Annotated in this window: 22 protein-coding genes; 11 read left to right on the top strand and 11 right to left on the bottom strand. The window is 71.1% G+C overall.

All coding sequences use genetic code 11. The features are described from left to right. Positions 1-75: 75 nt before the first annotated feature. From CGZ93_RS12140 to CGZ93_RS12125, 4 genes are all read right to left on the bottom strand, one after another. Positions 76-909 carry an alpha/beta fold hydrolase gene (locus tag CGZ93_RS12140; protein ID WP_094364387.1) on the bottom strand — a complete coding sequence of 278 codons (834 nt, stop codon included), beginning with the start codon at positions 907-909 and terminating at the stop codon, positions 76-78. Continuing rightward, positions 909-4,163 carry a bifunctional lysylphosphatidylglycerol synthetase/lysine--tRNA ligase LysX gene (gene lysX, locus CGZ93_RS12135; RefSeq protein ID WP_229117403.1) on the bottom strand — a complete coding sequence of 1,085 codons (3,255 nt, stop codon included), beginning with the start codon at positions 4,161-4,163 and terminating at the stop codon, positions 909-911. Before lysX ends, CGZ93_RS12140 begins: the two co-directional genes overlap by 1 nt. Positions 4,164-4,310: 147 nt before the next feature. After that, positions 4,311-5,753 carry a hypothetical protein gene (locus CGZ93_RS12130; RefSeq protein WP_141211195.1) on the bottom strand — a complete coding sequence of 481 codons (1,443 nt, stop codon included), beginning with the start codon at positions 5,751-5,753 and terminating at the stop codon, positions 4,311-4,313. Then, on the bottom strand, positions 5,726-6,532 hold the full coding sequence (locus tag CGZ93_RS12125) for an Fpg/Nei family DNA glycosylase (protein ID WP_094364385.1): 807 nt from the start codon (positions 6,530-6,532) through the stop codon (positions 5,726-5,728). The genes CGZ93_RS12130 and CGZ93_RS12125 overlap by 28 nt, the downstream gene beginning before the upstream one ends. Before the next feature lie 47 nt (positions 6,533-6,579). On the opposite strand from CGZ93_RS12125, the gene CGZ93_RS12120 reads away from it, so the two are divergent. Then, complete coding sequence (locus CGZ93_RS12120) at positions 6,580-7,590, top strand: NAD(P)H-dependent flavin oxidoreductase (RefSeq protein WP_094364383.1); 1,011 nt, start codon at positions 6,580-6,582, stop codon at positions 7,588-7,590. Positions 7,591-7,616: 26 nt separating this feature from the next. On the opposite strand, the gene CGZ93_RS12115 is transcribed toward CGZ93_RS12120, so the two are convergent. Further along, positions 7,617-8,237 carry a mycothiol-dependent nitroreductase Rv2466c family protein gene (locus tag CGZ93_RS12115; RefSeq protein WP_094364382.1) on the bottom strand — a complete coding sequence of 207 codons (621 nt, stop codon included), beginning with the start codon at positions 8,235-8,237 and terminating at the stop codon, positions 7,617-7,619. 126 nt (positions 8,238-8,363) lie between these two features. Here CGZ93_RS12115 and pepN point away from each other — a divergent pair, with 126 nt between their 5' ends. Genes pepN through CGZ93_RS12100 form a run of 3 tightly spaced genes read left to right on the top strand, consistent with a single transcriptional unit; the run spans position 8,364 to position 13,003 of the window. Then, a complete protein-coding gene (pepN, locus tag CGZ93_RS12110) occupies positions 8,364-10,949 on the top strand; it encodes an aminopeptidase N (protein ID WP_094364380.1) in 2,586 nt (861 codons plus the stop codon). Between the two features lie 24 nt (positions 10,950-10,973). Further along, complete coding sequence (locus CGZ93_RS12105) at positions 10,974-12,104, top strand: Nif3-like dinuclear metal center hexameric protein (protein ID WP_094364378.1); 1,131 nt, start codon at positions 10,974-10,976, stop codon at positions 12,102-12,104. After that, a complete protein-coding gene (locus tag CGZ93_RS12100; RefSeq protein WP_176451744.1) occupies positions 12,101-13,003 on the top strand; it encodes a DNA-3-methyladenine glycosylase family protein in 903 nt (300 codons plus the stop codon). The genes CGZ93_RS12105 and CGZ93_RS12100 overlap by 4 nt, the downstream gene beginning before the upstream one ends. Here the strand turns inward: CGZ93_RS12100 and CGZ93_RS12095 are convergent. From CGZ93_RS12095 to CGZ93_RS12080, 4 genes are read right to left on the bottom strand one after another with little or no spacing between them, the layout of a single operon-like run. Beyond that, positions 12,987-13,643, bottom strand: a complete 657-nt coding sequence (locus tag CGZ93_RS12095) for a GntR family transcriptional regulator (protein WP_094364375.1) — start codon at positions 13,641-13,643, stop codon at positions 12,987-12,989. The two genes, CGZ93_RS12100 and CGZ93_RS12095, sit on opposite strands and share 17 nt — an antisense overlap. After that, a complete protein-coding gene (locus CGZ93_RS12090) occupies positions 13,640-14,914 on the bottom strand; it encodes an aminotransferase-like domain-containing protein (RefSeq protein WP_229117402.1) in 1,275 nt (424 codons plus the stop codon). The genes CGZ93_RS12095 and CGZ93_RS12090 overlap by 4 nt, the downstream gene beginning before the upstream one ends. Beyond that, positions 14,907-16,361: an NAD-dependent succinate-semialdehyde dehydrogenase gene (locus CGZ93_RS12085; RefSeq protein ID WP_094364371.1), complete on the bottom strand. Its 1,455-nt coding sequence runs from the start codon at positions 16,359-16,361 to the stop codon at positions 14,907-14,909. The genes CGZ93_RS12090 and CGZ93_RS12085 overlap by 8 nt, the downstream gene beginning before the upstream one ends. Positions 16,362-16,395: 34 nt before the next feature. Further along, positions 16,396-17,649, bottom strand: coding sequence for an aspartate aminotransferase family protein (locus CGZ93_RS12080; protein WP_094364369.1), 1,254 nt, complete (start codon positions 17,647-17,649; stop codon positions 16,396-16,398). 62 nt (positions 17,650-17,711) lie between these two features. On the opposite strand from CGZ93_RS12080, the gene CGZ93_RS12075 reads away from it, so the two are divergent. Further along, positions 17,712-18,671, top strand: a complete 960-nt coding sequence (locus tag CGZ93_RS12075; protein ID WP_094364368.1) for a D-2-hydroxyacid dehydrogenase — start codon at positions 17,712-17,714, stop codon at positions 18,669-18,671. 73 nt (positions 18,672-18,744) lie between these two features. On the opposite strand, the gene CGZ93_RS12070 is transcribed toward CGZ93_RS12075, so the two are convergent. Both CGZ93_RS12070 and CGZ93_RS12065 read right to left on the bottom strand, forming a co-directional pair. Continuing rightward, the gene (locus tag CGZ93_RS12070; RefSeq protein ID WP_094364366.1) at positions 18,745-19,134 is read right to left on the bottom strand and encodes a DUF5130 family protein; all 390 of its coding nucleotides are present in this window, start codon (positions 19,132-19,134) and stop codon (positions 18,745-18,747) included. Next, the gene (locus CGZ93_RS12065; protein ID WP_141211194.1) at positions 19,121-19,429 is read right to left on the bottom strand and encodes a hypothetical protein; all 309 of its coding nucleotides are present in this window, start codon (positions 19,427-19,429) and stop codon (positions 19,121-19,123) included. The genes CGZ93_RS12070 and CGZ93_RS12065 overlap by 14 nt, the downstream gene beginning before the upstream one ends. 71 nt (positions 19,430-19,500) lie before the next feature. Here CGZ93_RS12065 and pyrR point away from each other — a divergent pair, with 71 nt between their 5' ends. From pyrR to CGZ93_RS12035, 6 genes are all read left to right on the top strand, one after another. After that, a complete protein-coding gene (gene pyrR, locus CGZ93_RS12060) occupies positions 19,501-20,082 on the top strand; it encodes a bifunctional pyr operon transcriptional regulator/uracil phosphoribosyltransferase PyrR (RefSeq protein WP_094364362.1) in 582 nt (193 codons plus the stop codon). Then, positions 20,079-21,029: an aspartate carbamoyltransferase catalytic subunit gene (locus tag CGZ93_RS12055; RefSeq protein WP_094364361.1), complete on the top strand. Its 951-nt coding sequence runs from the start codon at positions 20,079-20,081 to the stop codon at positions 21,027-21,029. The genes pyrR and CGZ93_RS12055 overlap by 4 nt, the downstream gene beginning before the upstream one ends. After that, the gene (locus tag CGZ93_RS12050) at positions 21,026-22,291 is read left to right on the top strand and encodes a dihydroorotase (RefSeq protein ID WP_094364360.1); all 1,266 of its coding nucleotides are present in this window, start codon (positions 21,026-21,028) and stop codon (positions 22,289-22,291) included. The genes CGZ93_RS12055 and CGZ93_RS12050 overlap by 4 nt, the downstream gene beginning before the upstream one ends. Beyond that, positions 22,288-23,013: a mechanosensitive ion channel family protein gene (locus tag CGZ93_RS12045; RefSeq protein ID WP_094364359.1), complete on the top strand. Its 726-nt coding sequence runs from the start codon at positions 22,288-22,290 to the stop codon at positions 23,011-23,013. The genes CGZ93_RS12050 and CGZ93_RS12045 overlap by 4 nt, the downstream gene beginning before the upstream one ends. Before the next feature lie 104 nt (positions 23,014-23,117). Further along, positions 23,118-23,522 (top strand): globin, encoded by a 405-nt coding sequence (locus CGZ93_RS12040; protein WP_094364358.1) that lies wholly within the window; start codon positions 23,118-23,120, stop codon positions 23,520-23,522. Between the two features lie 95 nt (positions 23,523-23,617). Beyond that, positions 23,618-25,339: a glycoside hydrolase family 13 protein gene (locus tag CGZ93_RS12035; protein WP_229117401.1), complete on the top strand. Its 1,722-nt coding sequence runs from the start codon at positions 23,618-23,620 to the stop codon at positions 25,337-25,339. Positions 25,340-25,344 lie beyond the last annotated feature (5 nt).

Below are 25,344 nucleotides of genomic sequence, written 5' to 3'. Positions count from 1 at the left end.
GCCCCCCCTTCGACAGGCTCAGGGAACTGCGACAGGCTCAGGGAACTTCGACGGGCTCAGGGAACTGCGACAGGCTCAGCGCAGCAGCGCCTCGACCGCGTCGCTGATCGCGTCGGGGCGGTCGATCATCATCAGGTGCCGGGAGTGCTCGACGACCAGATGCCGGCCCTCGAGCAGGCGCGCCAGCCGACGCTGCCGCGACAACCAGTCCCGCTCCCCGCCCGGATCGGCGGCGGTGAGCACCAGCACCGGAATCTCCGGCAGGGGTCGTTCCGCGCGCAGCTGCAGCAGATCCCACGCCTGTTGCCAGTAGGCCACCGATTCGGCCGCTCCCATCGCCACCGCGTCGGGATCGTCGTAGAACTGGGAAAAGCGGTCGTCCCAGTCGTGACCGAGGTTGCGCTGGTAGCTCTGCCAGGTGGCACCCACCCGATGCACCAAGGTGCCCAGGTGCAAGGCCGGCAGTGCGGCGGCCAACCGGCGTACGCCCAGAGCCAGCGCAGGCCCACGCTGCCGAGGCGCCCGAGTCAGAAACTCCACCGACCCGTCGACGAGCACCAGCCCCGCCGCCAGCTCCGGGTGCACCCGCGCCAGCGCCTCCGCATGGAAGGCGGCCATCGAGTGCGCCACCAGCAGTGCGGGAGCCCCCACCGCGGCGATCAGCTCGGCGAGACTGGCCACCTCCTCGGCGAGGGTGGGGAGGGTTTCCGGCCACCGAGTGCCACCCATACCGGGCCGATCGAACCGCACCACCTGGCGGCCCGGCAGCAACCGGACCACCTCGGACCAGTGCTCGGAGGCGAGGCCGCAACCGTTCACCAGGACCACCGCCGGGCCGGCCCCGGGGTTCTCCCGCCAGCGGATCGGCCGGCCGCCGAAGTCGCTCACCTGCGCCACGGTGGCGGCCATCAGCGCCGGTCCAGACGACGGGGGCGGACCAGGGGGAAGGTGATGGCATCGCGGATCGAAGTCGCGGTGATCATCATCACCAATCTATCGATCCCCATCCCCAGCCCACCGCTGGGCGGCATCCCGTGCTCCAGCGCCACCAGGAAGTCCTCGTCCAGTTCCATCGCCTCGGGGTCACCGCCGGCGGCCTGCAACGACTGCTCGGTGAGCCGCTGACGCTGCAGCACCGGGTCGACCAGTTCGGAGTACGCCGTGCCGATCTCGGCTCCGAAGGCGACCAGGTCCCAGCGTTCGGCCAGCCGATCGTCCTCGCGGTGCTGGCGGGTCAGCGGCGACACGTCGGCCGGGAAGTCGCAATAGAAGGTCGGCCGCACCGTCCGATCCTCGACCAGGTGCTCGTACAACTCCAGCAGCACGTTACCGCGGGGCCAGCGGGCGTCGATCTCGATATCCAGGCGTCGGGCCAGCGCGGCCAGCTCCTCGCGGCCGGTGTCGGCGGTGACGTGCTCCCCGCAGGCCGCCGAGATCGCGTCGTTCACCGTCACCACTGGCCACGGCTCGGCCAGGTCCACCTCGTGCCGCTCACCGGTGTGATCGAGCCCGTGCAGCACGCTACCTCCGGTGCCCGCCTGCACGGCCGCCAGGATCAGGTCGGTGGTCAGGTGCCGCATCGTGGTGTAGTCGGCGTAGGACTGATAGGCCTCGAGCATCGTGAACTCGGGGTTGTGGGTGGCGTCGGCGCCCTCGTTGCGGAAATTGCGGCCCAGCTCGAACACCCGGTCCACCCCGCCGACCATCAGCCGCTTCAGGTACAGCTCCGGCGCGATCCGCAGATAGAGGTCCAGGTCGTAGGCCTTGATGTGGGTGCGGAACGGTCGGGCGTTCGCACCGCCGTGGATGGTCTGCAGGATCGGGGTCTCGACCTCCAGATAACCGCGTTCCAGCAGCGTACGCCGGACCGCCGAGATCGCCTCCGACCGCGTCCGCAGCCGCCGCGCGGCCGACCGGTTGATGGTCAGTTCGAGGTAGCGCTGGCGGACCCGCGCCTCGGGATCGGACAACCCGCCGCGCTTGTCCGGCAGCGGCCGCAACGACTTCGCGGTCAACTGCCAGCCGGTCCCCAGCAGCGAGCGGGTGCCGGTGCGGGACTCCCCGATCACCCCGGTGACCCCCAGGTGGTCACCGAGGTCGAGGTCGCGCGCCAGCCTGGGAAGGTCCGCCACGGCGTCGGCGGAGAACAACACCTGCAGCTCACCGGACCAGTCCTGCAGGTCGCAGAACAGTACGCTGCCGTGGTCGCGCAGCCGCAGCACCCGGCCGGCGACGGTGCACTCCCCCGTCGCCTCGGCGCAGCTGGTCGAGGGCTGGAACGACGGCGGATAGGGGTCGACCCCCTCGGCGAGCATCCGGTCGCGCTTGGCGGCGCGCACCCGCAGCTGTTCGGGGCGCCGGTCGACCTGTTCGGGTGGCGGGGGTTGGAGCACCCGCACCGCCTCCAGGGTGGGAGCCGGAGCCAGCGTGGGCCGGCCGACGATGAAGTCGGGCAGGTCGAGGAAACCCTCGGCGACCCCGGAGGCGACGCCGACCAGGGCGACGTCACCGCCGTCGACGAAGCAGAGGAAGCGCGGCACCCAGTCGGGGCGGTATTTCACGTTGGCGCGATAGAGCGATTCGATCTGCCACCAGCGCGAGGCGAGCAGCAGCAGCCGGCGCCACAGGCGTACCAGCGGTCCGGCACCCAGCTGCGCGCCCTCCTCGAAGGCGGAGCGGAACACCGCGAAGTTGAGCGAGACCCGGCGGACGCCCGATCCCATCAGCTCCGCCACCATCAGCTCGTTCACCCCGTTGTCGGCCTCGGGGTTGCGCCGCATCACGTCCAGCGAATAGCCGTCGCGACCCCACGGCACGAAGGAGAGCAGGCCGGCCACCTCGGTGCCGCCGCGCTCCTCGCCGGCGGGGAACAGCGCCTCGACCATCAGGCAGTCGCCGTCCAGCGGATCGCCGAGCCGGCCGAGCGCCATCGAGAAGCCGCGCTCGGTCTCGGTGTCGCGCCACTTGTCGGAGAGGGCGACCAGCTGGTCGAGCTCGGAGTCGTCGATGGCGTCGTGCTGGCGGATCCGCACCCGATAGCCGGAGCGCTGCAGACGCTCGGCGGCCTGCCGGACGGCGCGCAGCTCGGGGTTGTCCAGGTGGAAGGTGCGCGCCTCCAGCACGGCCTCGTCGCCGAGCCGCATCACGCGCAGGCCGGCGTGCTCGGCGTACGCCTGGGCGCCGGCCTCGGAGGCGCCGACGACCGCCGGGGTCCAGCCGTATTCGCGCGCGGTCTTCTGCCACGCCTTGATCGCCGCGGGCCAGCGGTTGCGAGGGCCGATCGGGTCGGAGGCGGCCAGGCAGCAGCCGAGGACCACCCGATAGGAGACCGCGGCGCTGCCGTCCGGGGAGAAGCACCACGCCTTGTCGCGGCGGGTGGCGAAATAGGCGAGGGAGTCGTCGGGGGATTCGGCGACCAGCGCCCGGATCAGCGGCTCGTCGTCGGCGCTGTGCGCGACGGCGCTCATCTGGGAGCGCAGCAGCACCCAGAACGCCGACAGCAGGCTGACCACCTGCAGGAAGCCGAGCAGCGCGGCGACCCAGCGCGGCATGCCGAGCACCGGCCCGGCGGAGTCGTTCAGCAGCTGGTGCAGCAGCCACTCGAAGCGCGGCATCGGGCGACGGGTGTTGGCGGGCACGGTGACCACCAGGATCGCGCCGACCGCGGCGGTGACGGTGAGCCCGGCGAGCAGCACCAGGAACGCCTTGAAGATGTTGCCCCGCGGGCTGCGCGCCGGGAACTGCCTGCGGGTCAGGAAGAGCCAGACCAGATAGAGGACCGTGGCCACCGAGGCGGTGCTGGCCTGGGCGAAGATCCGCGCATAGCCGGGCTCGTGCGGCGACTCGTCGAGGCTCAGCGCGATCACCAGCAGGATGTTGACCAGGCCCTGCAGCACGAGCAGCACGGTGAGGATGACCCAGGCGATCCGCTTGCGCAGCGACACCCCGGCACCCAACAGCACCATGAACGCCGCATAGCCGAGCGAGGCCCCGGAGACGTCGAAGAAGAACGACGAATAGATCCCCACCACCCGGCGTACCCACGGCACGTGGGAGAACAGCAGGAGCACCACCTGCAGGATCGCGCCCAGATACAGCAGCCGGGAGAACACCCATGGGGTGCGCTCACTGATCGCGGGCAGGACTCGCCGTACTGCGGTCACCCGGGATACTGTGCCATCTCGAAGTCGATCATGGGACTTGAACGTCGCAGAACCCGTCGAAGTCGGGGTTCGATGGGCCTCGGGAAGGGGTACGCCGACGGTTCGCCTCCTCCCGTGGTCGGGGATTCGCCCCCGCCGCGGGTCCGATCAGTCGCGCAGCGCCAGCCAGCCGAGCACGGCCGCGGAGTCGAGCGGGCCGGGGCTCGCCTCGGCCCGGGCCAGCAGCCGGTTGAGCAGGGCGGTGTGCTCGTGCTCGGCCAGCGCCCGGATGCTGACCAGCTGCGCGAGCCGTTCGTCGGCGTACGCCGGCCACGCCTCGGCCGGCCGCAGCAGGCAGAGCAGGTCCGCCACCCGGGAGCCCCGCCGAATGGTCGGCTGGCGTTGCTGCTGCGGGCCGAGCAGTTGGGCCAGTTCGCGAATGATCAGCGGGTCCTGGCCGGGCTGGGCGAGCCACTCGGCGATCCGGCGCTGGGCCTCGCCGAGGCTCGGCTCGATCCCGAGCAGTTGCTGCTGGACCCACAGGTTCAGCCAGGCCAGGGCATATCCGGGCTGGACGGGCAGCTCGGCCAGAACGGCCGCGGCCCGCTCGACCAGGGCCGCCTCGCCGGTGGTGGCGGCCATCCGCAGCCACACCAGCACCTGCCGGGTGTCCGCCGGGTCCGGGGTCCGCTCGGCATATTCGGCGAGAAGGGCGGTGGTCTCGTCGGTCGAGATCAGCTGCAGCAGCTCGGCGCGCTGCAGGGCCAACGCCTCTGCGGCGTGGGCGATCAGGCCGCGCCGCTGGATCGCCCCGACCAGGCGCCCGTACGCCGCCTCCTCGTCGGCGAACGCCACCGACAGTCGGGTCACCCCTTCGGCGGCGGCCACGGTGAGCTCGCGCAGCGGGCCATCCTCGGAGTCCCAGCTCAGCGCCACGTCGGGGTCGTTCAGCTCGAGCTCGTCGTCGGCGGCGGTCAGGTCGAGCAGCGGCGGGAACCAGTCCGGTTGCCGCTGCTGCAGCTCGAAACTGCTGGCGTACCAGTCGCCGTGCAGGATCAGCGTGTACGCCTCCCCCGGCCCGAGCCGCAGCGGCGGCGTACGCAACTCGTCGCCGGCACGGATCAGGTCGCCGCGGGACAGCCGCATGCCGAGGCACTCGACCCCGTCGGAGGGGGCGAGCCGGTGCCAGCCGAGCTGGGTGCACGGGCCGGCCGGGGTGACCAGCAGCAGGGCGTCCCGCCCGGGGGCCGCGTGCAGCACCAGCCCGTCCAGCGCGACCGGCTGCTCGGTGTCGTTGGTCAGGGTGATCCGCAGGTGCCAGGTGAAGTCCAGGTTGTGCCGCACCCGCAGCCGCAGGCCGGCGCAGCGCCCGCGGGCCTCGACCTCATCCGCCTCGAGCCGGGCGGTGTCCGGCAGCCACGGGTGCAGTTCGCCGTCGCGTCGGACCCCGAGCACCGCCAGTCCGCCGATGAGTTGTTGCCCACCGGCGGTCAGCGAGTGCAGGTTTCCCGCGGGGTCGAACTCCAGCTGGCAGCCGAGCCGATGGTGGTCACCGGCGAGGCCCCAGCTGAGCACCTCTCGCCTCATCGGCGTCGCTGACAGGTCGCGCACCAGAACAGGTTGCGGCCCTCGAGCAGTTGGGTGCGGACCTCGCGGCCGCAGACCAGACAGGGCATCCCGTTGCGGCGGTACACGTACACCTCGCCGCCGTGGTCGTCGACCCGCGGTGGTCGCCCCATCGCGTCGGGGGTGTGCTCGTGGCGGACGGTGTCGATCCGGTTGTCGCGGACCCCGATCGGCATCAGCTCGACCAGGTCGGACCAGATCGCCTTCCACGACCTGGCCTGCAGCCGGTTGCCGGGGGTCATCGGCGCCAGCCGGTTCCGGAACAGCACCTCGGCGCGATAGACGTTGCCCACCCCCGACAGCACCGACTGGTCCATCAGCAGGGCCGCGATCGGCTTGCCGGAGCGGTGGATCCGCTGCCAGGCGCGATCGGGGTCGGCATCGGCACGCAGCGGGTCGGGCCCGAGCCTGGCCACCTGGGCGGACACCTCGGCCGGCGTGCGCAACGCGCACAACTGCGGGCCGCGCAGGTCGGCGGCGGTCCGCTCGTCGGCCAGCCGCAGCCGCACCTGCCCGGTCGGCGGGGCGAACGGGGCGAGGGTGAACCTGCCGATCAGCCCGAGGTGCACGTGGATCACCCGGTCGCCGGCGAAGTCGAGGAACAGGTGCTTGCCGTGGGCGCTGGCCTGCTCGAGCACGCTGCCGTCGACCAGTGCGGCGGACTCGGCCATCCGCCCCTGGGGTGAGCTGACCCGCGGCGCGGTCCCGGCGAAGGCGGCGGACAGGTCGTTCGCCAGCCGGTGCAGGGTGTGGCCCTCGGGCACGGGTCCTCCTCGGGTTCGGGCGTGGTCGACCAGCCTAGTGTGGAGCCATGACAGCGCTGCCGAAGCATGAGCATCCGATCGTCCTGGCGCCGATGGCCGGCGGCGCCGGTACGCCCGAGCTGGTCGCCGCGGTTGGCGGGGCCGGCGGCTTCGGTTACCTGCCGGGTGGCTACCTGAGCGCCGACGCGCTGGCCGAAAAACTGGCGCGGACCCGGACGCTGACCCGCGCGCCGTTCGGGGTGAACCTGTTCGTGCCCGAGCCGGTTTCGCCGGTCGACCTCACGGCGTACGCCGCCGCGCTGCGTCCGGAGGCGGAGCGGCTCGGGGTGCAGCTGGGCGCGCCGGACTGGGCCGATACCGACCACTGGGCGGAGAAGGTCGAGCTGCTGGTGACCGACCCGGTGCCGGTGGTGTCGTTCACCTTCGGGCTACCGTCGGCCGCGGAGGTGGAGCGGTTGCACGCGGCCGGGTCGGCGCTGGTCGGCACCGCGACCACCGTCGCCGAGGCGGTCGCGGTGGTGGAGCGGGGGTTGGACGCGGTGTGCGTGCAGGGTCCGGAGGCGGGTGGGCACCGCGGCACGCACCGGTTGCTCGACGAGCCGTCGGAGCTGCCGCTGCTGGAGTTGCTCGGGGCGGTGCGCGGGGCGGTGGCGGTGCCGCTGCTGGCGGCCGGCGGGATCGCCACCGCGGCCCAGGTGCGGGACGTGCTGGCCGCTGGGGCGTACGCCGCGCAGCTCGGCACGCTGTTCCTGCGCTGCCCCGAGTCCGGCGCCAGCCCCACCCACAAGAAGGCGCTGACCCGGCGGCGGGACACGGTGGTCACCCGCGCCTTCTCGGGGCGTCCGGCCCGCGGCCAGCGGAACCGGTTCATCGACACCCACGACGCCGCCGCCCCCGCGGCGTACCCGCAGGTGCACCAGCTCACCTCACCGCTGCGCCGCGCGGCGGCCGCCGCCGGGGACCCGGAGTGGATGCACCTGTGGGCCGGTACCGGCTATCGCCGTGCCCCCGACCTCCCCGCCGCCGACATCATCGCCGCCCTCGTCGCCGAGTTGTAGGTCGTCTCGCGCTGCGCGCGAGCGGCTCAGAAGATCGGCTCGCGGGTGCGGGTGCGCTTGGCCTCGAAGAAGCCGTCGTATTCGGTGAGCAGTTGGAAGCCGTCGAAGAGGCGGCCGGCCTGCTCGCCGGTGGGTGCCGGGGAGATCACCGGGCCGAACAGCGCCATGCCGTTGATGTGCATGACCGGGGTGCCGACCTCGTCGCCGACGGGGTCCATGCCCTCGTGGTGGGACTTCTTCAGCGCCTCGTCGTTGGCGTCGGTCCAGCCGGCTTCGGCGAGCTCGGTGGGCAGCCCGACCTCGGCCAGGGCGGACTCGATGGTGGCCCGCTCGGCGCCGTCCTCGCCGCCGGGGTGGATCCGGGTGCCGATCGCGGTGTAGTACTCGCGCAGCTTGTCCGAGCCGAACTGCTCCTCGACCGCCAGGGCGACGCGTACACCGTGCCAGCCGCGATCCAACCGCTCGCGGTACTGCTCGGGCAGGTCGCGGCCGTCGTTCAGCACCGACAGGCTCATCACGTGGAACACGGTCCGCACCGGGCGTACCTTCTCCACCTCGAGCATCCAACGGGAGGTCATCCAGGCCCAGGGGCACAGGGGGTCGAACCAGAAGTCGACGGTGGTGACGCTGTTCTCGGTCTGTGTCATGAACAGCAGTCTAGGGAGCGGCTCCGGGCCCGTCGGAAGGGGCCGAGCAGTTTGGGCACCCCACTACTCGCCAGTAGGGTTTACCGTCGACTGATTGCCCTTCTCGATCGCACCGAAAGCAGAAACGTGTACCCAGCGAACATCACCCGGCAGGACACCCGGGCCCGGGCCGCGCTGGTCCAGACCGAGGCCTACCAGCTGCTCATCGACCTGACCGGCCGGGCGCCGGACGGTGCCGCACTGGCCCATCCCGAGCAGAACTTCGTCACCACCAGCACGCTGCGGTTCTCCTCCCGTGCCGGGATGACCTGTGTCGACGCCATCGCCGATGAGCTGCTGTCGGCCGAGTTGGACGGCAAGCCGCTGGACACGACCGCCTTCAATGGTGAGCGGCTGCCGATCGAGTTGACCGATGGTCCGCACGTGCTGACCATCGTCGGCCTGCACCGCTACAGCCGCAGCGGACAGGGCCTGCACCGGTTCGTCGACCCGGCCGATGGCGGGGTCTACCTCTACACCCAGTTCGAGCCCGCCGACGCCCGGCGGGTGTACGCCAACTTCGAGCAGCCCGATGCGAAGGCGCGCTTCACCACCTCGGTGCTGGCGCCGGCCGACTGGGTGGTGCTGTCGAACTCCCCCGACGCCGACCCAACACCGATCGGCGACGGGTTCGCCCGCTGGGATTTCCAACCCACCAAGAAGATCTCGACCTACCTGACCGCGATCGTGGCCGGCGACTACCACCGCGAGAAGACGTCGATCACCTCGCAGGCGGGCACCATCCCGGCCTCGGTGCTGTGCCGTCGCTCGCTCGCCGACAAACTGGACACCGACCGGATCATGGCCACCACCCAGGGCGGCTTCGAGGTGTTCGAGGAGAGCTTCGGTACGCCGTACCCGTTCGAGTCCTACGACCAGGCGTTCGTGCCGGAATACAACATGGGCGCGATGGAGAACGTCGGCCTGGTCACCTTCCGCGACGACCTGATCTTCCGCTCCCGAGCCACCTCGGCGCAGTACGAGTCGCGGGACAACACGATCCTGCACGAGCTGGCGCACATGTGGTTCGGCGACCTGGTCACCATGCGCTGGTGGGATGACCTGTGGCTGAAGGAGTCCTTCGCCGAATGGGCCTCCCACTTCGCCCAGTCGCGACTGCACACCGACCGCAACCACGCGTGGGCGTCGTTCAGCAACGCCCGCAAGACCTGGGCGTACCGGGCCGATCAGTTGCCCTCCACCCACCCGATCGCCGCCGACATGGTCGACCTGGAGGCGGTCGAACTCAACTTCGACGGCATCACCTATGCCAAGGGCGCCTCGACGCTGCGTCAGCTGGTCGCCTTCGTCGGCGAGGACGCTTTCCTGGCCGGCGCGAAGCAGTACTTCGCCCGGCACGCGTACGGCAACACCGAGCTCGCCGACCTGCTGGCGGTGCTGCAGGAGGCCTCGGGACGCGACCTGTCCGACTGGTCGCGGCAGTGGCTGGAGTCGACCGGGGTGAACACCCTGTCGGCGGAGTTCACCACCGACAAGTGCGGGGTGATGACCGAGTTCGCGATCCGTCAGACGTCCGCGGCAGCGCACCCGACCCTGCGCACGCATCGGGTGGCGATCGGGCTCTATGAGCTGGTGGACGGCCGGTTGCGCCGGGCGCACCGGGTGGAGACCGACATCGCCGGCGAACTCACCCAGGTCAAGCAGCTGGTCGGCAAGCACCAGCCCGACCTGGTGCTGGTCAACGACGACGACCTGACCTTCGCGAAGGTACGCCTCGACCCGCGTTCCCGCAGGGCCGCGATCGAACACCTCAACCTGATCGACGACGAGCTGGCGCGGGCGCTGGTGTGGGGCTCGGCCTGGGACATGTGTCGCGACGCCGAGCTGCCGGTGGCCGACTATCTCCAGCTGGTGCTGACCGGGGTGGGCAGCGAGACCGATCTCACCGCGGTGTCCCGGGTGCTGGGCCAGGTGCAGACGGCGATCTCCCGCTATGTTCCCGCCGAGGCGCAGGCGGGTCTGCGATCGCAGCTGATCACCGGGCTGGCCGGGCTGCTGCGCGATGCCGAGCCGGGGTCGGACCACCAGCTGGCGTTCACCCGCGCCCTCGCCTCCACCATCGACGGTCCGGCCGGGGTGACCCTGCTGGACGGCTGGCTGAAGGGCGAGGAGGTCCCCGACGGACTGGAGGTGGACGCCGAGCTGCGCTGGCACCTGCTGACCCAGCTGACCCGACTGGGCGTTGCCGATGACGCCCTGATCGACGCCGAGCTGGAGCGGGACAACACCAGCTCGGGAGCCGAGCACGCCGCCGGCGCCCGGGCCGCCATGCCGACCGAGGCCGCCAAGGCCGCGGCCTGGCAGCTCGCCACCGCGACGGCCGGGATCCCCAACGAGACCCACCGCAGCATCTGCGCGCACTTCAACCAGCCGGGCCAGGCCGAGGTGCTCGCACCGTACGCCGAGCGCTACCTGGACCTGGCCGAACTGATCTCCGGCCGCAAGGGGGTCTGGGCGGAGAACGGCACGGTGCTGGCGCAGGCCGCGCTGACCCACCTGTTCCCGTGGCCAACCGCCGACGAGGAGTTCCTGAAGCGGTTGGACGAGTGGCTCGCCGAGGCGCAGCTGGAGGACTCGGCCCGACGGATCATCGGCGAGTGCCGCGACGACGCCCAACGCGCCCTGCGCGCCCGGGAGTTCAACGCCGGCTGAGCGCCCTCGCGTAGGGTCGCTGAGGTGACGACTCTCGCCGAGGTGCAGCAGCTGCTCGACCGCCACTATCCCCCGCGGACCGCGGAGGCGTGGGACAAGGTGGGGGTGGTCTGCGGAGATCCGAGCTGGCCGGTGACCTCGGTGCTGCTCACCGTGGACATCACCGGTGAGGTGGTGCGGCAGGCGGTCGAGCTGGGTGCGGACCTGGTGATCACGCACCATCCCCTGCTGCTGAAGGGAATTCACGGCATCGACGGCCGCCACCCGAAGGGGGCGCTGCTGCTGGAACTGGCCGGCCACCGGATCGGCTGCATCGCCGCCCACACCAACGCCGACATTCCCCCCGACGGGGTGTGCGAGGCGCTGGCCGACGCGATCGGGCTGCGCGAGCAGCGACCGCTGGACCCCCGCGACACCTCCGCAGCGCTGGACCAGCTGGTCTGCTTCGTCCCCACCGAGCACACCCGGGCCGTGGTGGACGCGCTGTCGACCGCGGGGGCCGGCGCGATCGGCGACTATGACCGCTGCCACTTCACCAGTCCCGGTACCGGTTCCTTCCGTCCGCTGGAGGGCGCGAATCCTCAGCTGGGCAGGGTTGGCGAGGTCGAGCGGGTGAGTGAGGACCGGTTGGAGATGGTGCTCCCCCGCTCCCGCCGCGGCGCGGTGGTGGCGGCCCTGCTGGCGGCCCACCCCTATGAGGAGCCGGCCTTCCACGTCATCGAGCTGGCCCGCACCGACTCCCCCACCGCCGGGATCGGCCGGGTCGGCACACTCGAGCCCGAACGTACCGCCGGCGAGTTCGCCCAGCAGGTCGCGAACGCGTTGCCCGCAACGGTTTCCGGGGTACGCCTGGGCGGCGACCCGCAGCGGGTGGTGCGTACCGTCGCGGTGCTCGCCGGCGCCGGCGACTCGCACCTGGACGCCGCGCGCGCGGCCGGGGCAGACCTGTATCTGACCTCCGACCTGCGCCATCACCCGGCCACCGAGGCGCTGGAGTGGACCGACGCGCCGGTGCTGCTCGACGTGGCCCACTGGGCCGCCGAGTGGACCTGGCTCCCGGTGCTCGCGGGGTTGATCACCGCCGCCGAGCCGGAGCTGCGGGTGCGGGTGAGCGAGCACAACACCGACGCCTGGGCCGCGGCCTATCACCGGTGAAGGCGCACACCGAACGGCTGGAAACCCTGGCCCCGTTCGACTTCGGTGGTCTGCTCGCCTTCCTCGGTGGGCGGACCGTGACCGGGTTGGAGTTTGCCGACACCGACACCTTCGCCCGGACGGTACGCCTGCCCGGAGGCCCCGCGGTGCTGGCGATACGCGGCCAGTCCGCGGAGGTTGGGCGGACCGCCGGGGTCGAGCTGACCGGCTGGCTCACCGACGCGGACGATCTGCCCGCGCTGCGGCGGCGGGTGATCGCGCTGCTCGACCTTGGGTGTGATCCGGCCCTGGTGGACTCCCGGCTGAGCGCCGTCCCGGAGCTCGCCATCCTGGTCACCAACCGCCCGGGCATTCGGATCCCGGGCAGCGTCGAGCCGGCCGAAACCGCGGTGCGCGGGCTGCTCGGCCAGCAGATCTCGCTGATCGGAGCCACCCGGGCCGCCGAACGGCTGGTCCGTGAGCACGGTGATCCGCTGCCGGCGCCGCTGCTGAAGGCCGGGGCGGCGTACGGTCTCACCTCGCTGTTCCCCACCCCGGCCCGGCTGGCCACGGTGGACCCGAGCCGGTTCGCGATGCCGGCGTCGCGGCAGCAGGCGCTGCACACGCTGGCCCAGGCGCTGGCCGAGGGAACCGTCGACCTCGGCGGGCCGGACCTGCACCGGGTCCGGGAATCCCTGCTGTCGTTGAAGGGAATCGGTCCCTGGACCGCCGGGTATGTGCTGCTGCGCGGCTGCGGGGACCGGGACGTGTGGCTGGAATCGGACCTGGTGCTGCGCCGCGAGGCGGCCCGGCGCGGAATCACCGCGCAGACGCTGCGGCCGGCCCTCGGCGTCCGCTCCCATGCCTCGCTGCACCTGTGGCGGGCCGCCGCCGAACGCAGGATCACGCCCAGCCGTTGACCTCGAGCACCCGCCGCTGGCCGTCCCGCATGTGCGCCACCAGCAACCGGTCGGCCAGCTCGAGGTCACCGGCAACCACGGCACGGAAGAGATCTCCGTGTTCCTTCACCCGGTGCTCGCTGGAGTCGTAGGTCGGCTGCATCGCGGTCAGGCACAACCGCAGCTGGAGCAGCAGGCTGTCGTGCATCCGGATCAGTCGTGGGCTCTCGGTCAGCCCGACCAGCAACCGGTGATACTCCAGGTCGGTGTCGGAGATGGCCGGGTCGGTCGATTCCAGCTGCGCCATCCGCCGCTCCAGGGGTGCCAGGGCGTCGGCCGAGGCGGATCGGCCGGTCTCGATCAGATGGGCCACCGCCTGCCGCTCGATCGCCGTGCGGGCCAGATAGATGTCGCGCACCGCTGCGGCGTCCAGCTCCATCACGAACAGCCCGCGATTGCGCTGCCCGGTCAGCAACCCCTCCTGGGTGAGCCGCTGCATCGCCTCCCGCAGCGGTCCACGGCTCACCCCCAGTCGTTCGGCCAAGGCCTGCTCCGACACCTGCTGGCCGGGGGCGTACTCTCCGGTGGCGATCGCCTCGCGCAGCTGCCCGGCGATCAGTTCGGCGGTCGATACCTGCTGGATCGGACCCAGGACGGTCATCGCGCCTCCAGTTCGTCCAGCGCCGCCGCCAACCGGCGGACACCCACGTCGATCCGCCCGGGATCCTCGGTCGCATAACAGATCCGCAGGGCGTCACCGAAGCGACCGCTCGGGGACAGCGCCGGTCCGGGGATGAAGGCGACCCCGCGGCCGAGGGCGACCTCGAACAGCTCATGGGCCGAGACCGCGCCGTCGCCCAGCAGGGTGACCCAACAGAACATCCCACCCTCGGGGACGGTGCTGCGCACTCGGTCGCCCAGGTGGGCGGCCAAGGAGCGCAGCAGGGCGTCGCGCCGCAGCCGATAGGTGTCGCGCAACCCGGTCAGATGCTCCTGCAACCCGCCACCGCGCAGGAACCCGTCGATCAGGTGCTGGTTGGGCACGTTGGTGCAGGTGTCCATCGCCTGCTTCGCCGAGATCAGCAACGGCCGCAACCGGTGATCGGCGTCCACCCAACCGACCCGCAGCCCGGGGGCGAGCACCTTCGAGAAGGTGCGCACCGAGAACACGTGCGGGTCCCCCGGCGACAGTTCGGCAAAACCGGGCAGGTCGTCACCGACGAAGCGGAGCAGCCCGTAGGGGTCGTCGTCCAGGATCACCGCACCCCACCGATGGGCCAGCTCCAGCAGTCGTTGCCGGCGTTCGGCGGACAGCGTCACCCCCGACGGGTTCTGGAAGTTGCAGATGGTGTAGATCAGCTTCGGCGTACGCCCGCTGGCCGCCACCTGCTCCACCAGTTCGTCGATCACCATGCCCGAGTCGTCGATGGGGATCTCGAGCAGCTCCGCGCCATAGCTCAGCGCCGTGGCCGAGCCGTTGGTATAGGTGGGGCTCTCCACCACCACCAGGTCACCGGGGTCGATGAACAGTTTGCAGGCGAGGTCCAGTCCCTGCATGCCCCCCGAGGTGATGACCACCCGCTCCGCGCTGGTGCCGCGGGTGTCGGCGTAGCCGTCGGCGATGGCGGCGAGCAGTCCGGGCTCGCCCTCGCTGGCGCCGTAGGTGAACGACCCCGCATCCAGCGCACCACCAGCCAGCTCGCGCAACGCCTGGACGGGAATCGCCTCGGGTGCCGGCGCCCCCATCGCGAACCGCACCACGTCGTGCTCGATGCCGGCCAGCAGGGAGGTGCTGGAGTCGATCACCGAGCCGACGAGACCGTCGGCGAGCCGGGCCAGCGGCAGGCCGTTTTCGGCGAAGCCTCCCCGGATTCCCTGCGTGGGCAGGGGATCCAGGGAACCGATGGTGGTCGTGCCGCGGGGATCAGTCACGGGGCAGCGCGAAGTATTTCGTCTCGAGGAACTCATCGATCCCGATCCGGCCGCCCTCGCGGCCCAACCCGGACGCCTTCACGCCGCCGAACGGGGCGACCGGGTTGGACACCAGCCCGGTGTTCAGACCGACCATGCCCGCCTCGATCCGTTCCCCGACCCGGAAGGCGCGCTGCACGTCGGAGGTGAACAGATAGCCGACCAGTCCCCAGGCCGTGCCGTTGGCGAGCTCGACCGCCTCCTCCTCGGTGTCGAACGGGACCACCGGCGCGACGGGACCGAAGATCTCGTTCGCCAGCAGGGCGGAATCGGGGTCGACGTTGCTGAGCACGGTCGGGTTGTAGAAGAACCCCTTCCCCTCGGGCGCATCGCCACCGCACATCACGGTGGCGCCGCGGGAGACCGCCTCCTCGACGAACTGCTGCACCTTGTCCAGCGCCTTGCGCTCCACCAGCGGGCCGACCTGGGTGCCCTCGGCGGCCCCGTCACCGACCTTCAGCGCGCCCATCTGCTCGCTCAGCTTCTTTGCGAACTCCTCGGCCACCGGCGCCTCCACATAGAGCCGGTTGGCGGCGGTGCACGCCTCGCCCATGTTGCGCATCTTGGCGACCATCGCACCGGCGACCGCCTTGTCCAGGTCGGCGTCGGCGAAGACGATGAACGGGGCGTTGCCACCAAGCTCCATGGACGACTTCATCACGTGCTCCGACGCCTGCTGCAGCAGCTTCACCCCGACCGGGGTGGAGCCGGTGAACGACACCTTGCGGGCGATCCCGCTGGCCATCCACGGCTCGACCACCGAGCCGGGGTCGGTGGTGGTGACCACGTTCAGCACACCGCCGGGAAGTCCTGCCTCGGTGAGGATTCCGGCCAGCGCCAGCGAGGTGAGCGGGGTGAGCTCGGCCGGCTTGAACACCATGGTGCAGCCGGCGGCGATGGCCGGGCCGATCTTGCGGGTGCCCATGGCCAGCGGGAAGTTCCACGGGGTGATCAGCACGCACGGCCCGACCGGTTCGTGGGTGACCATGATCCGGGTCTTCCCGTCCCCGGTCAGGGTCACGTCACCGCCGATCCGCACGGCCTCCTCGGAGAACCAACGCAGGAACTCGGCGCCGTAGGCGACCTCGCCCCTGGCCTCGGCCAATGGCTTGCCCATCTCGGCGGTCATGATCGCGGCGAGCTCGTCGGTGCGTTCAATCACCAGGTCGTAGGCCCGGCGCAGGATCTCGCTGCGCTCACGCGGCGGCGTACGCCCCCACTCGGCCTGCTTCTGGCCGGCCACCTCGATGGCGCGTCGGGCGTCGTCGCCGTTGCCGTCGGCGACCTGGGCGAGCACCTCCTCGGTGGCCGGGTTGATCACGTCGAAGGTGCGTCCGGAGGCTGCGGGGCCCCACTGCCCGTCGATGAACAGACCGGTGTTGACCTGCGAGATCGGATCGTTTGCCATGATGTCCTCCTCGGTGGCGGGTCCGGGACCGGGCTCAGTCGGCGACATCGGCTAGGGCGGCGCCGAAGCGCTCCAGCCCCAGGTCGATCTCGTCGGCGGAGACCACCAGTGCCGGGATCAGGCGCACCACGTTACCCAGCGGCCCGCAGGTCAACGACAGCAGCCCGTGGCCGGTGGTGGCCTGCTGCACGGCGGTGGCCAGCTCCCCGCCGCCGCGGCCACCGGTCTCGGTGAACTCGATCCCCTGCATCAGCCCGCGGCCGCGGACGTCGGTGATCATCGGATATTTCTCGGCGAGCCGACGCAGCCCCTCCGCGAGCTGCTCGCCGCGGACCCGGGCGTTCTCGACCAGGCCCTCCTCGGAGATCACGTCGATGGTCGCGCAGGCGGCCGCAGCGGCGACCGCGTTGCCGCCGTAGGTGCCGCCCTGGGAGCCCGGCCACGCCTTGCCCATCAGCTCGGCCGAGGCGGCGATGGCGGAGATCGGGAAACCCGAGGCCAGGCCCTTGGCGGTGATCAGCACGTCGGGGCGTACGCCGGAGAACTCGTGTCCCCAGAACTTGCCGGTACGCCCGAAGCCGGCCTGCACCTCATCGATCACCAGCACGATCCCGTGCTTGTCGGCGCGCTCGCGCAGCCCGCGCAGGAAGGCGTCCGGGGTCGGGAGGTAGCCGCCGTCGCCGAGCACCGGCTCGATCAGGAAGGCCGCGGTGTCGTTGGGGGCGACCCGGGTGGCGAACAGGTAGTCGAGCTCGGCCAGGGCGAAGTCGACGGCCTGCTGCTCGCTCCAGCCGTAGCGCTTGGCGTACGGGAACGGGGCCATCTGCACCCCGCCCATCAGCGGGGAGAAGCCGGCGGAGAAGCGGGTGCCGGCGGTGGTCAGGGTGGCGGCGGCGACGGTGCGGCCGTGGAACCCGCCCTGGAAGACGATGATGTTGGGCCGCCCGGTGGCCATCCGGGTCAGCCGGACCGCGGCCTCGACCGCCTCGGAGCCGGAGTTGGCGAAGAACAGCGAGTCGAGCCCGGTGGGCAGCACCCCGCCCAGCTTGTCCACCAACTCCAGGAGCGGCTTGTGCATCACCGTCGTGTACTGGGCGTGGATGATCGAGCCGACCTGCTCGCGGGCGGCCTCGACCACCTGCGGGTGACAGTGGCCGGTGCTGGTGACGCCGATGCCGGTGGTGAAGTCGAGGTAGTCCCGGCCGTCGGTGCCGTGGATCCAGCACCCTTTCGCGTGGTCGACAACCACGGGGGTGGCCTGCTTGAGGATCGGGCTGAGGGCAGTCATGAGCCGACGAAATCAGACCCGACCAAGATTGTCAACAATCTGCAATCGCCTAGGGTTGGGCCATGACCACGGTGGTGATCCTGACCCGCGACGACCTCGGGCCCCCGAGCAACCTGGCCCGCCTGGAGCGGCTCGCCGAGGTGCGCGTGTGCACGGCTGCGGGGCTTGCCGACGCGCTGCCGGGGGCCGACGTGCTGTTGTGGTGGGACTACTTCAGCCCCGCGCTGGCGCAGGCGTGGGGGTACGCCGACCGGTTGCGCTGGGTGCACGTCGCCTCGGCCGGGGTGGACGCCGTGCTGTTCGACGAGCTGCGCGACTCCGATGTGCTGCTCAGCAACGCCCGGGGCGTGTTCGACCAGCCGATCGCCGAGTTCGTGCTCGCCTCGGTGCTGGCGCACCTCAAGGACCTGCCACGGCTGTACCGCCGCCAGCAGGAGCGTCACTGGGAGCACGCCGAGACGCTGCGCGCCGCCGGGCGTACCGCGCTGGTGGTGGGTACCGGTGGGATCGGCCGGGCCACCGCGCGACTGCTGAAGGCGGTGGGGTTCGAGGTGCGCGGGGTGGGGCGTACGCCCAGGGTGACCGACCCGGACTTCGGCCAGGTGGTCCCCAGTGCCGAGCTGGCCGAGCACGTCGGCTGGGCGGACCACGTGGTCCTGGCGGCACCGCTGACCGACCAGACCCGCGGGCTGGTCGAGCGCCGGGTGCTGGCCGCGATGCGGCCGACCGCGCAGCTGGTGAACGTGGGGCGCGGGCCCCTGGTGGTCGAGGCCGATCTGATCGCGGCGCTGGAGTCCGGCGGGATCGCGGCGGCCGCCCTCGACGTGTTCGAGACCGAGCCGCTGCCGAACGACTCTCCCCTGTGGTCGTTGCCCGGGGTGCAGGTCAGCGCTCACCTGTCCGGAGACGTGGTCGGCTGGCGGGATTCGCTGGCCGAGCAGTTCGAGCAGAACCTGCGTCGCTGGGTCGCCGGGGAGGAGTTGCCGTCGGTGGTGGACAAGCAGCGCGGCTACGCCAGCTGACGTTCCCCGAGCGAGGAGCGCAGCGCACTCCCGCACGTTCCCTGAGCGAGGAGCGCAGCGACGAGTCGAAGGGTCAGGAGTTCTCGGTGACGTGCAGCACCCGCGCCTTGCGGGCGTACCCGCCGAGCTGGGCGAGGCCGTGGGTGAGCCCGCCGACCAGGTCGCCGGCGATGAAGTTGGACTGCATGCTGGCGGCGGCCATCCGGCACTCGCCGTCGGTGAGGGTACGCCGGGCCTCGACCCCGGTGACGATCTCCAACGCCCGCTGGCCCGGGTCGCAGAGCACCAGAACGGAGTCGGCGGGGTCCTCCAGCCGGGCGTGCAACTGCTGGGCGTGCCGACGCGGATCCCCCTCCGCGTCACCGAGGAAGAGCGAGAACTTCAACCCGGACAGGGTTTCGGCGCGATGCACCGCCTCCTTGAGGCGGGCGGAGTCGGTGCCGCTGAGCTCACCACCGGACACTGGTGCCTCCCAGGTTCTTGTCGTTGGAGTTGTCGTCGCCCTTCGGCTGCCCGCCGCCGTCGGTCAACTCGCCCTGCCCGTTGCCCGAGGCGACCGCGGACTGGCCGTACCAGACCGGCTGGTTGAGCTGCCGCTCACCGCGGCCCCGGCGGGCCAGCGCGCCGGCGCCGACCACGACGGCGATCACGACCGCGACCAGCACCGGGATGCCGAGCACGACGAAGAGCCACAGGGCCACCGACGGCTGCTCGGCCGTGGGCCAACCGGGAAACGTGCCGGTCAGGGGGATTAGCATGCAGGACAGTTCGCTCACCTGCCCTACGGTAGTGGAGATGGCTCGCGGCAGCACGCCGGCAAGGAGTATTGATGGCACAGCAGGGACCCCGGAGCAGGGTCGTTCTGGACTCCGGTGAGGTGGCCCGGGCGATCACCCGGATGGCACACGAGGTCATCGAGGCGAACCACGGCGCCAACGGGCTGATGCTGTTGGGGATCCCCACCCGCGGGGTTCCGCTGGCCGAACGGCTGGCCACGGCGATCCAACGCGCCGGCGAGGGGCCGGTGTCGGTGGGACGACTCGACATCACCATGTATCGCGACGACCTGCGCCAACAGCCCACCCGCCAGGTCGGCCGGACCAGCCTGCCTGGCTCGGTCGACGAGGCGACCGTGGTGCTGGTCGACGACGTGCTGTTCTCCGGGCGCAGCGTGGCGGCGGCCCTGGACGCGCTGAAGGAGCTCGGCCGGCCGCACGCGGTACGCCTGGCGGTGCTGGTCGATCGCGGACACCGCCAGCTGCCCATCCGGGCCGACCACGTCGGCAAGAACCTGCCCACCGCCGCGAACGAGCGGGTCGGCGTACGCCTGGACGAGGTGGACGGGGTCACCGAGGTGACCATCAGCAGCGCCCCCGGTGCCGAGGATTCCGAGCAGGGAGACGGTGAATGAAGCACCTGTTGTCGGCCGCCGACCTGAGCCGGTCGGAGATCGACTCGATCTGCGACCTGGCCGAGGAGATGTCGGAGGTGCAGCGGCGCGAGGTGAAGAAACTGCCCACGCTGCGCGGCCGCACGGTGGTGAACCTGTTCTTCGAGGACTCCACCCGGACCCGCTCCTCCTTCGAGATCGCCGGCAAGTGGTTGAGCGCCGACGTGATCAACGTGTCGGCCAAGGGATCCTCGGTGAGCAAGGGGGAATCGTTGCGCGACACGGTGCAGGTGATCGCGGCGATGGGGGTGGACGCCCTGGTCATCCGGCACAGCTCCTCGGGCGCCCCCGCGCAGGCCGCCAACTGGGTGGACGCGTCGGTGGTGAACGCCGGCGACGGCACCCACGAGCACCCCACCCAGGCGCTGCTGGACGCGTTCACGATGCGCCGGCACTTCCGCCTCGTGGATCCGGGCTTTGCCGACTGGTCGGGGAAGACGGTGGCGATCACCGGCGACCTGACCCACTCGCGGGTGGTGCGCAGCAACGTGCTGCTGCTGCACACCCTCGGCGCCCGGGTGCTGCTGGTCGCGCCACCGACCCTGCTGCCGTCGGGGGTGGACAGCTGGCCGGCCGAGGTGCACACCGACTTCGACGAGGTGATCGACCAGGTGGACATCGCGATGATGCTGCGGGTGCAGCGGGAGCGGATGAGCGGGGGTTACTTCCCCACGGCGCGGGAATACACCATCGGCTATGGGCTGACCCCGGAGCGGCTCGCGCGGATGCGGCCCGAGGCCGCGGTGATGCACCCGGGACCGATGAACCGCGGACTGGAGATCTCCGCGGCGGCCGCCGACGCCGCGGCCTCCCGGGTGCTGGACCAGGTGGCGGCCGGGGTGGCGGTGCGGATGAGTGTGCTCTATCACCTGCTGGGTGGGGCGAACGAGACGGGAGCGACGGCGTGAGCGAGATCCTGATCACCGGGGCACGGATCCTGGGCGGGGAGCCGCAGGACCTGTTGATCCGCGACGGGCGGTTCGCCGATCCCGCCGGGGCTGACGATCCGGAGCGGGTCGACGCCGACGGGTTGATCGCGCTGCCGGGGCTGGTGGACACCCACTGCCACCTGCGCGAACCGGGCCGTGAGGACGCCGAGACGATCGCCACCGGCACCCGCGCGGCGGCCCGCGGCGGGTTCACCGCGGTGCTGGCGATGGCGAACACCAACCCGGTCACCGACACCGCCGAGGCGGCGCGGCACATCCGCGAGGTCGCGGCGGAGACCGCCAGCGCCGAGGTGTTCCCGGTCGGGGCGGTGACCCGATCGCTGGCCGGCCAGGAGCTGGCCGAGCTGGGGTTGATGGCGCGGGCCGGGGTGCGGGTGTTCTCCGACGACGGGCACTGCGTCGCGGACCCGTTGCTGATGCGGCGGGCGCTGGAATATGTGCGGGCGTTCGACGGGGTGATCGCCCAGCACGCCCAGGACCCGCGGCTGGCCGGCTCCGGAGCCTGCTGCCACGAGGGCGAGATCTCCGGGCGGCTGGGCCTGGGCGGATGGCCGGCGGCCGCGGAGTCGGTGATCGTCGCCCGGGACGTGGAGCTGGCCCGGTTGACCCGGTCGCGGGTGCACGTGTGCCACGTGTCCACCGCCGAATCGGTGGACATCATCCGCTGGGCGAAGCAGCGCGGGGTGCGGGTCACCGCGGAGGTGACACCGCACCACCTGCTGCTGACCACCGACGAGGTGGTCGGCTATGACCCCACCTTCAAGGTGAATCCACCGTTGCGGCCCGATGAGCATGTGACGGCCCTGCGCGAAGGTCTCGCCGACGGCACGATCGACTGCGTCGGTACCGACCATGCGCCGCACGCGGCCCAGGACAAGGACCACGCCTTCGGTGACGCGGCCTTCGGGATGCTCGGCCTGGAGGCCGCGCTCGGCGTGGTGCTGGAGACGATGGTCAGCACCGGACGGCTGGACTGGGCGCAGCTGGTCGAGCGGATGGCGTACGCCCCGGCCCGGATCGCCGGGCTGACCGCGCAGGGTCGCCCGCTGGAGGTCGGCGGGCCGGCCAACCTGGTGCTGGTCGACCCGGATCGGCGAAGGGTGGTGGATCGCGCCGACTCGGCCTCACTGTCGCGCAACAATCCCTATCACGGCAGGGATCTGCCGGATCCGGTGGAGTTGACGATGTGGCGCGGCCAGGTGACCTGGAGCCGCCGATGAAGGGGAGCTGGGAATTTCCGCGCACCTTCGAGGCGGTGATGACCTGGGCTCCGGTCCGGATCGTCTTCCTGCTGCTGATGGCGGTGATCCTGCGCGCCGTGGCGCACAAGTTGATCGACCTGGGCGTACGCCGACTGGTGCAGGGAAAGGCGAACCGTCGGGCGTCGACCCCGGCCGTCGGCGTGCAGCGCCGCGAGCAGCGGATCACCGCCCTGGGGTCGATGGCCCGCGGTTTCGCCACCGCGATCATCTGTTTCGTGATCCTTATGATGATCTTCGACGAACTGGGCTTCAACATCACCACCATCGTCGCCGGCACCTCGGTGATCGGCGTGGCGGTCGCCTTCGGCGTGCAGTCGATCATCAAGGATCTGCTGTCCGGAATCTTCATGCTGGTTGAGGATCAGCTCGGTGTCGGTGACTACGTGGACATGGACAAGGCGTCGGGGACCGTGGAGTCGGTGGGTCTGCGGGTGACGGTCCTGCGCGACGACAACGGCAACACCTGGTATGTCCGCAACGGCGAGGTGATGCGGGTCGGCAACTTCTCCCAGGGCGGTTCGGATCGACCGGTGGTGCCGGAGGCCGGTGCCTGGACGCTGTCCTGGTCACCGGGCAAGGCGAAGCCGGACACCACCGTGGTGAAGCCGCCCGAGCCGGCCGACGGCGCGCGTGAGGTGGACGACAAGCCCGGCCGGCGTCCGGTTGACGGTGACGCCTGACCTGCAGTCTCCGTCGCAAGGCGCCGTGAAACCCAGTCCCACTGCGTTTGATCATGGACCGTTTCGGAGACTGCAGGTCAGGCGTCACGGCGTAGGATGCCCGGGTGAGTGCCGAGCCCCCTGACCCGCAGCAGACGTTCTATCAGCGCGTCGGAGGCCATGACACCTTCGACCGGCTGACCCGCGGCTTCTATGACCGCGTGGCCGAGGACGCCACCTTCCGCGCGATGTATCCGGAGCAGGACCTCGAACCGGCGCGCGTGCGGTTGATGATGTTCCTCGAGCAGTACTGGGGTGGGCCCACCACCTATTCCGAGCAGCGGGGGCACCCGCGGCTGCGGATGCGGCACTTCCCCTTCCAGATCTCCTCGGTCGAACGGGACACCTGGCTGCGGCACATGCGCGGCGCCCTGGACGACGTGGGGCTGTCCGCCGAGGACGACGCGATCCTGTGGGACTATCTGACCCGCGCGGCCGACTCCCTGCGCAACACCCCGGACGCTCCCTGAGCGAGCTCCGCGGCCAACGCCCGGGTGGTACTGACATGGTGGTCAGGAGTTCTGGCAGGATGGGTGAAACCCGTCCAGAGTTCTGAGGAAGAGGCGTGACCGAGCAGCCGCAGACCAGCACGACGCAGTCCACCGACTGGTGGCGCAGCGCGGTGGTGTATCAGATCTATCCGCGTTCCTTCGCCGACGCCAACGGCGACGGCACGGGCGACCTCCGCGGGATCATCGACCGGCTGCCGCACCTGGCCGAGCTCGGGGTCGACGCCATCTGGGTGTCCCCGTGGTATCCCTCCCCGCTCGCCGACGGCGGCTATGACGTGTCCGACTATCGCGACATCCACCCCGACTTCGGCACCCTCGCCGATGCCGACGAGTTCATCGCCGCCGCGCACGCCCTGGGGATGCGGGTGTTGATCGACCTGGTCCCCAACCACTGCTCCGACCAGCACCCGTGGTTCCAGCAGGCGGTCGCCGCCGGCCGCGGGTCGGCCGAGCGGGACCTGTTCTGGTTCCGCGACGGCCGTGGCCCGAACGGTGACGAGCCACCCAACAACTACGAGGCGATGTTCGGCGGTTCCGCCTGGCAGCGGGTCACCGAGCCGGACGGCAGCCCCGGGCAGTGGTACCTGCACATGTTCGCCCCCGAGCAGCCGGACTGGAACTGGGACAACCCCAAGGTGGTCGAGGAGTTCGACGACATCCTGCGCTTCTGGTTCGACCGTGGCGTCGACGGATTCCGGGTGGACGTCGCCGACTCGATGGCCAAGGACGCCACCCTGCCCGACCTGCCGGTCGACCCGGAGACCGGCTACGGAGCCAGCAAGGAGAAGCACCCCGGCTCCCCGCTGTGGGACGTGCAACCGCAGCTGGAGGAGATCCACCGCCGCTGGCGTACCGTGGCCGACGAATATGCCGACACCCCGCAGGGACCACGGGTGTTCGTCTCCGAGGCCTATCTCGACCCGTTGCCGCGGCTGGTGGCCTACGTGCAGCCGGACCGGTTGCACACCACCTTCAACTTCGATCACCTGCTGTGCGAGTGGACGATCGACTCGCAGCGCCACGTGATCGACGCCTCGCGCCGCGAGCACGCCGCGGCCGGCGCGCCCTGCACCTGGGTGCTGTCCAACCACGACACCCCGCGGGTGGCCACCCGTTATGGCAAGCCGGAGACCGGGGTGCGGTTCTCCTCGGCCGGGATGGTCCCCGAGCACGGGGGCCGCGAATGGCACCACTACGCGGGCATGCCGGTCGACCTGGAGCTGGGTCGGCGCCGCGCCCGCGCCGCCGCCCTGCTGGAGTTTGCCCTGCCCGGTGGCTGCTACGTCTATCAAGGTGACGAACTCGGGCTCGAGGAGGTGGAGGATCTGCCGGAGGAGGCGCTGCAGGACCCCACCTGGTTCCGTTCCGGTCGCACCATCCGCGGACGCGACGGCTGCCGCGTACCACTCCCGTGGTCGGGATCTCGATCACCGTTCGGTTTCGGACCGTCCGGCGTGCCGTGGCTACCGCAACCGGCGCGCTGGGCCGGGCAGACCGTGGCCGACCAGGCGAACGACCCGACCAGCCACCTGAGCCTCTATCGCGCGGCGCTGGCCGAGCGTCGCCGCAACCCGGCGCTGGGGGATGGCGACCTGAGCTGGGTGGAAGGGCCGCACGATGAGGTGCTGGCGTTCGACCGCGAGCCCGGATTCCGTTGTGTGGTGAACTTCGGGGACCCGATCGAGCTGCCGGCCGACGCCCGCGTGCTGGTGCACAGCGGCGATGCGACGACCGGGCGACTGGGCACCGACGAAGCGGTCTGGCTCGCCCGCTGACCCGC

The organism is Enemella dayhoffiae (genome assembly GCF_002250625.1).
Lineage (GTDB): Bacteria > Actinomycetota > Actinomycetes > Propionibacteriales > Propionibacteriaceae > Enemella > Enemella dayhoffiae.
The sequence above is the reverse complement of the archived record's forward strand: the minus strand, read 5'-3'. Positions and strand labels throughout refer to the sequence as shown.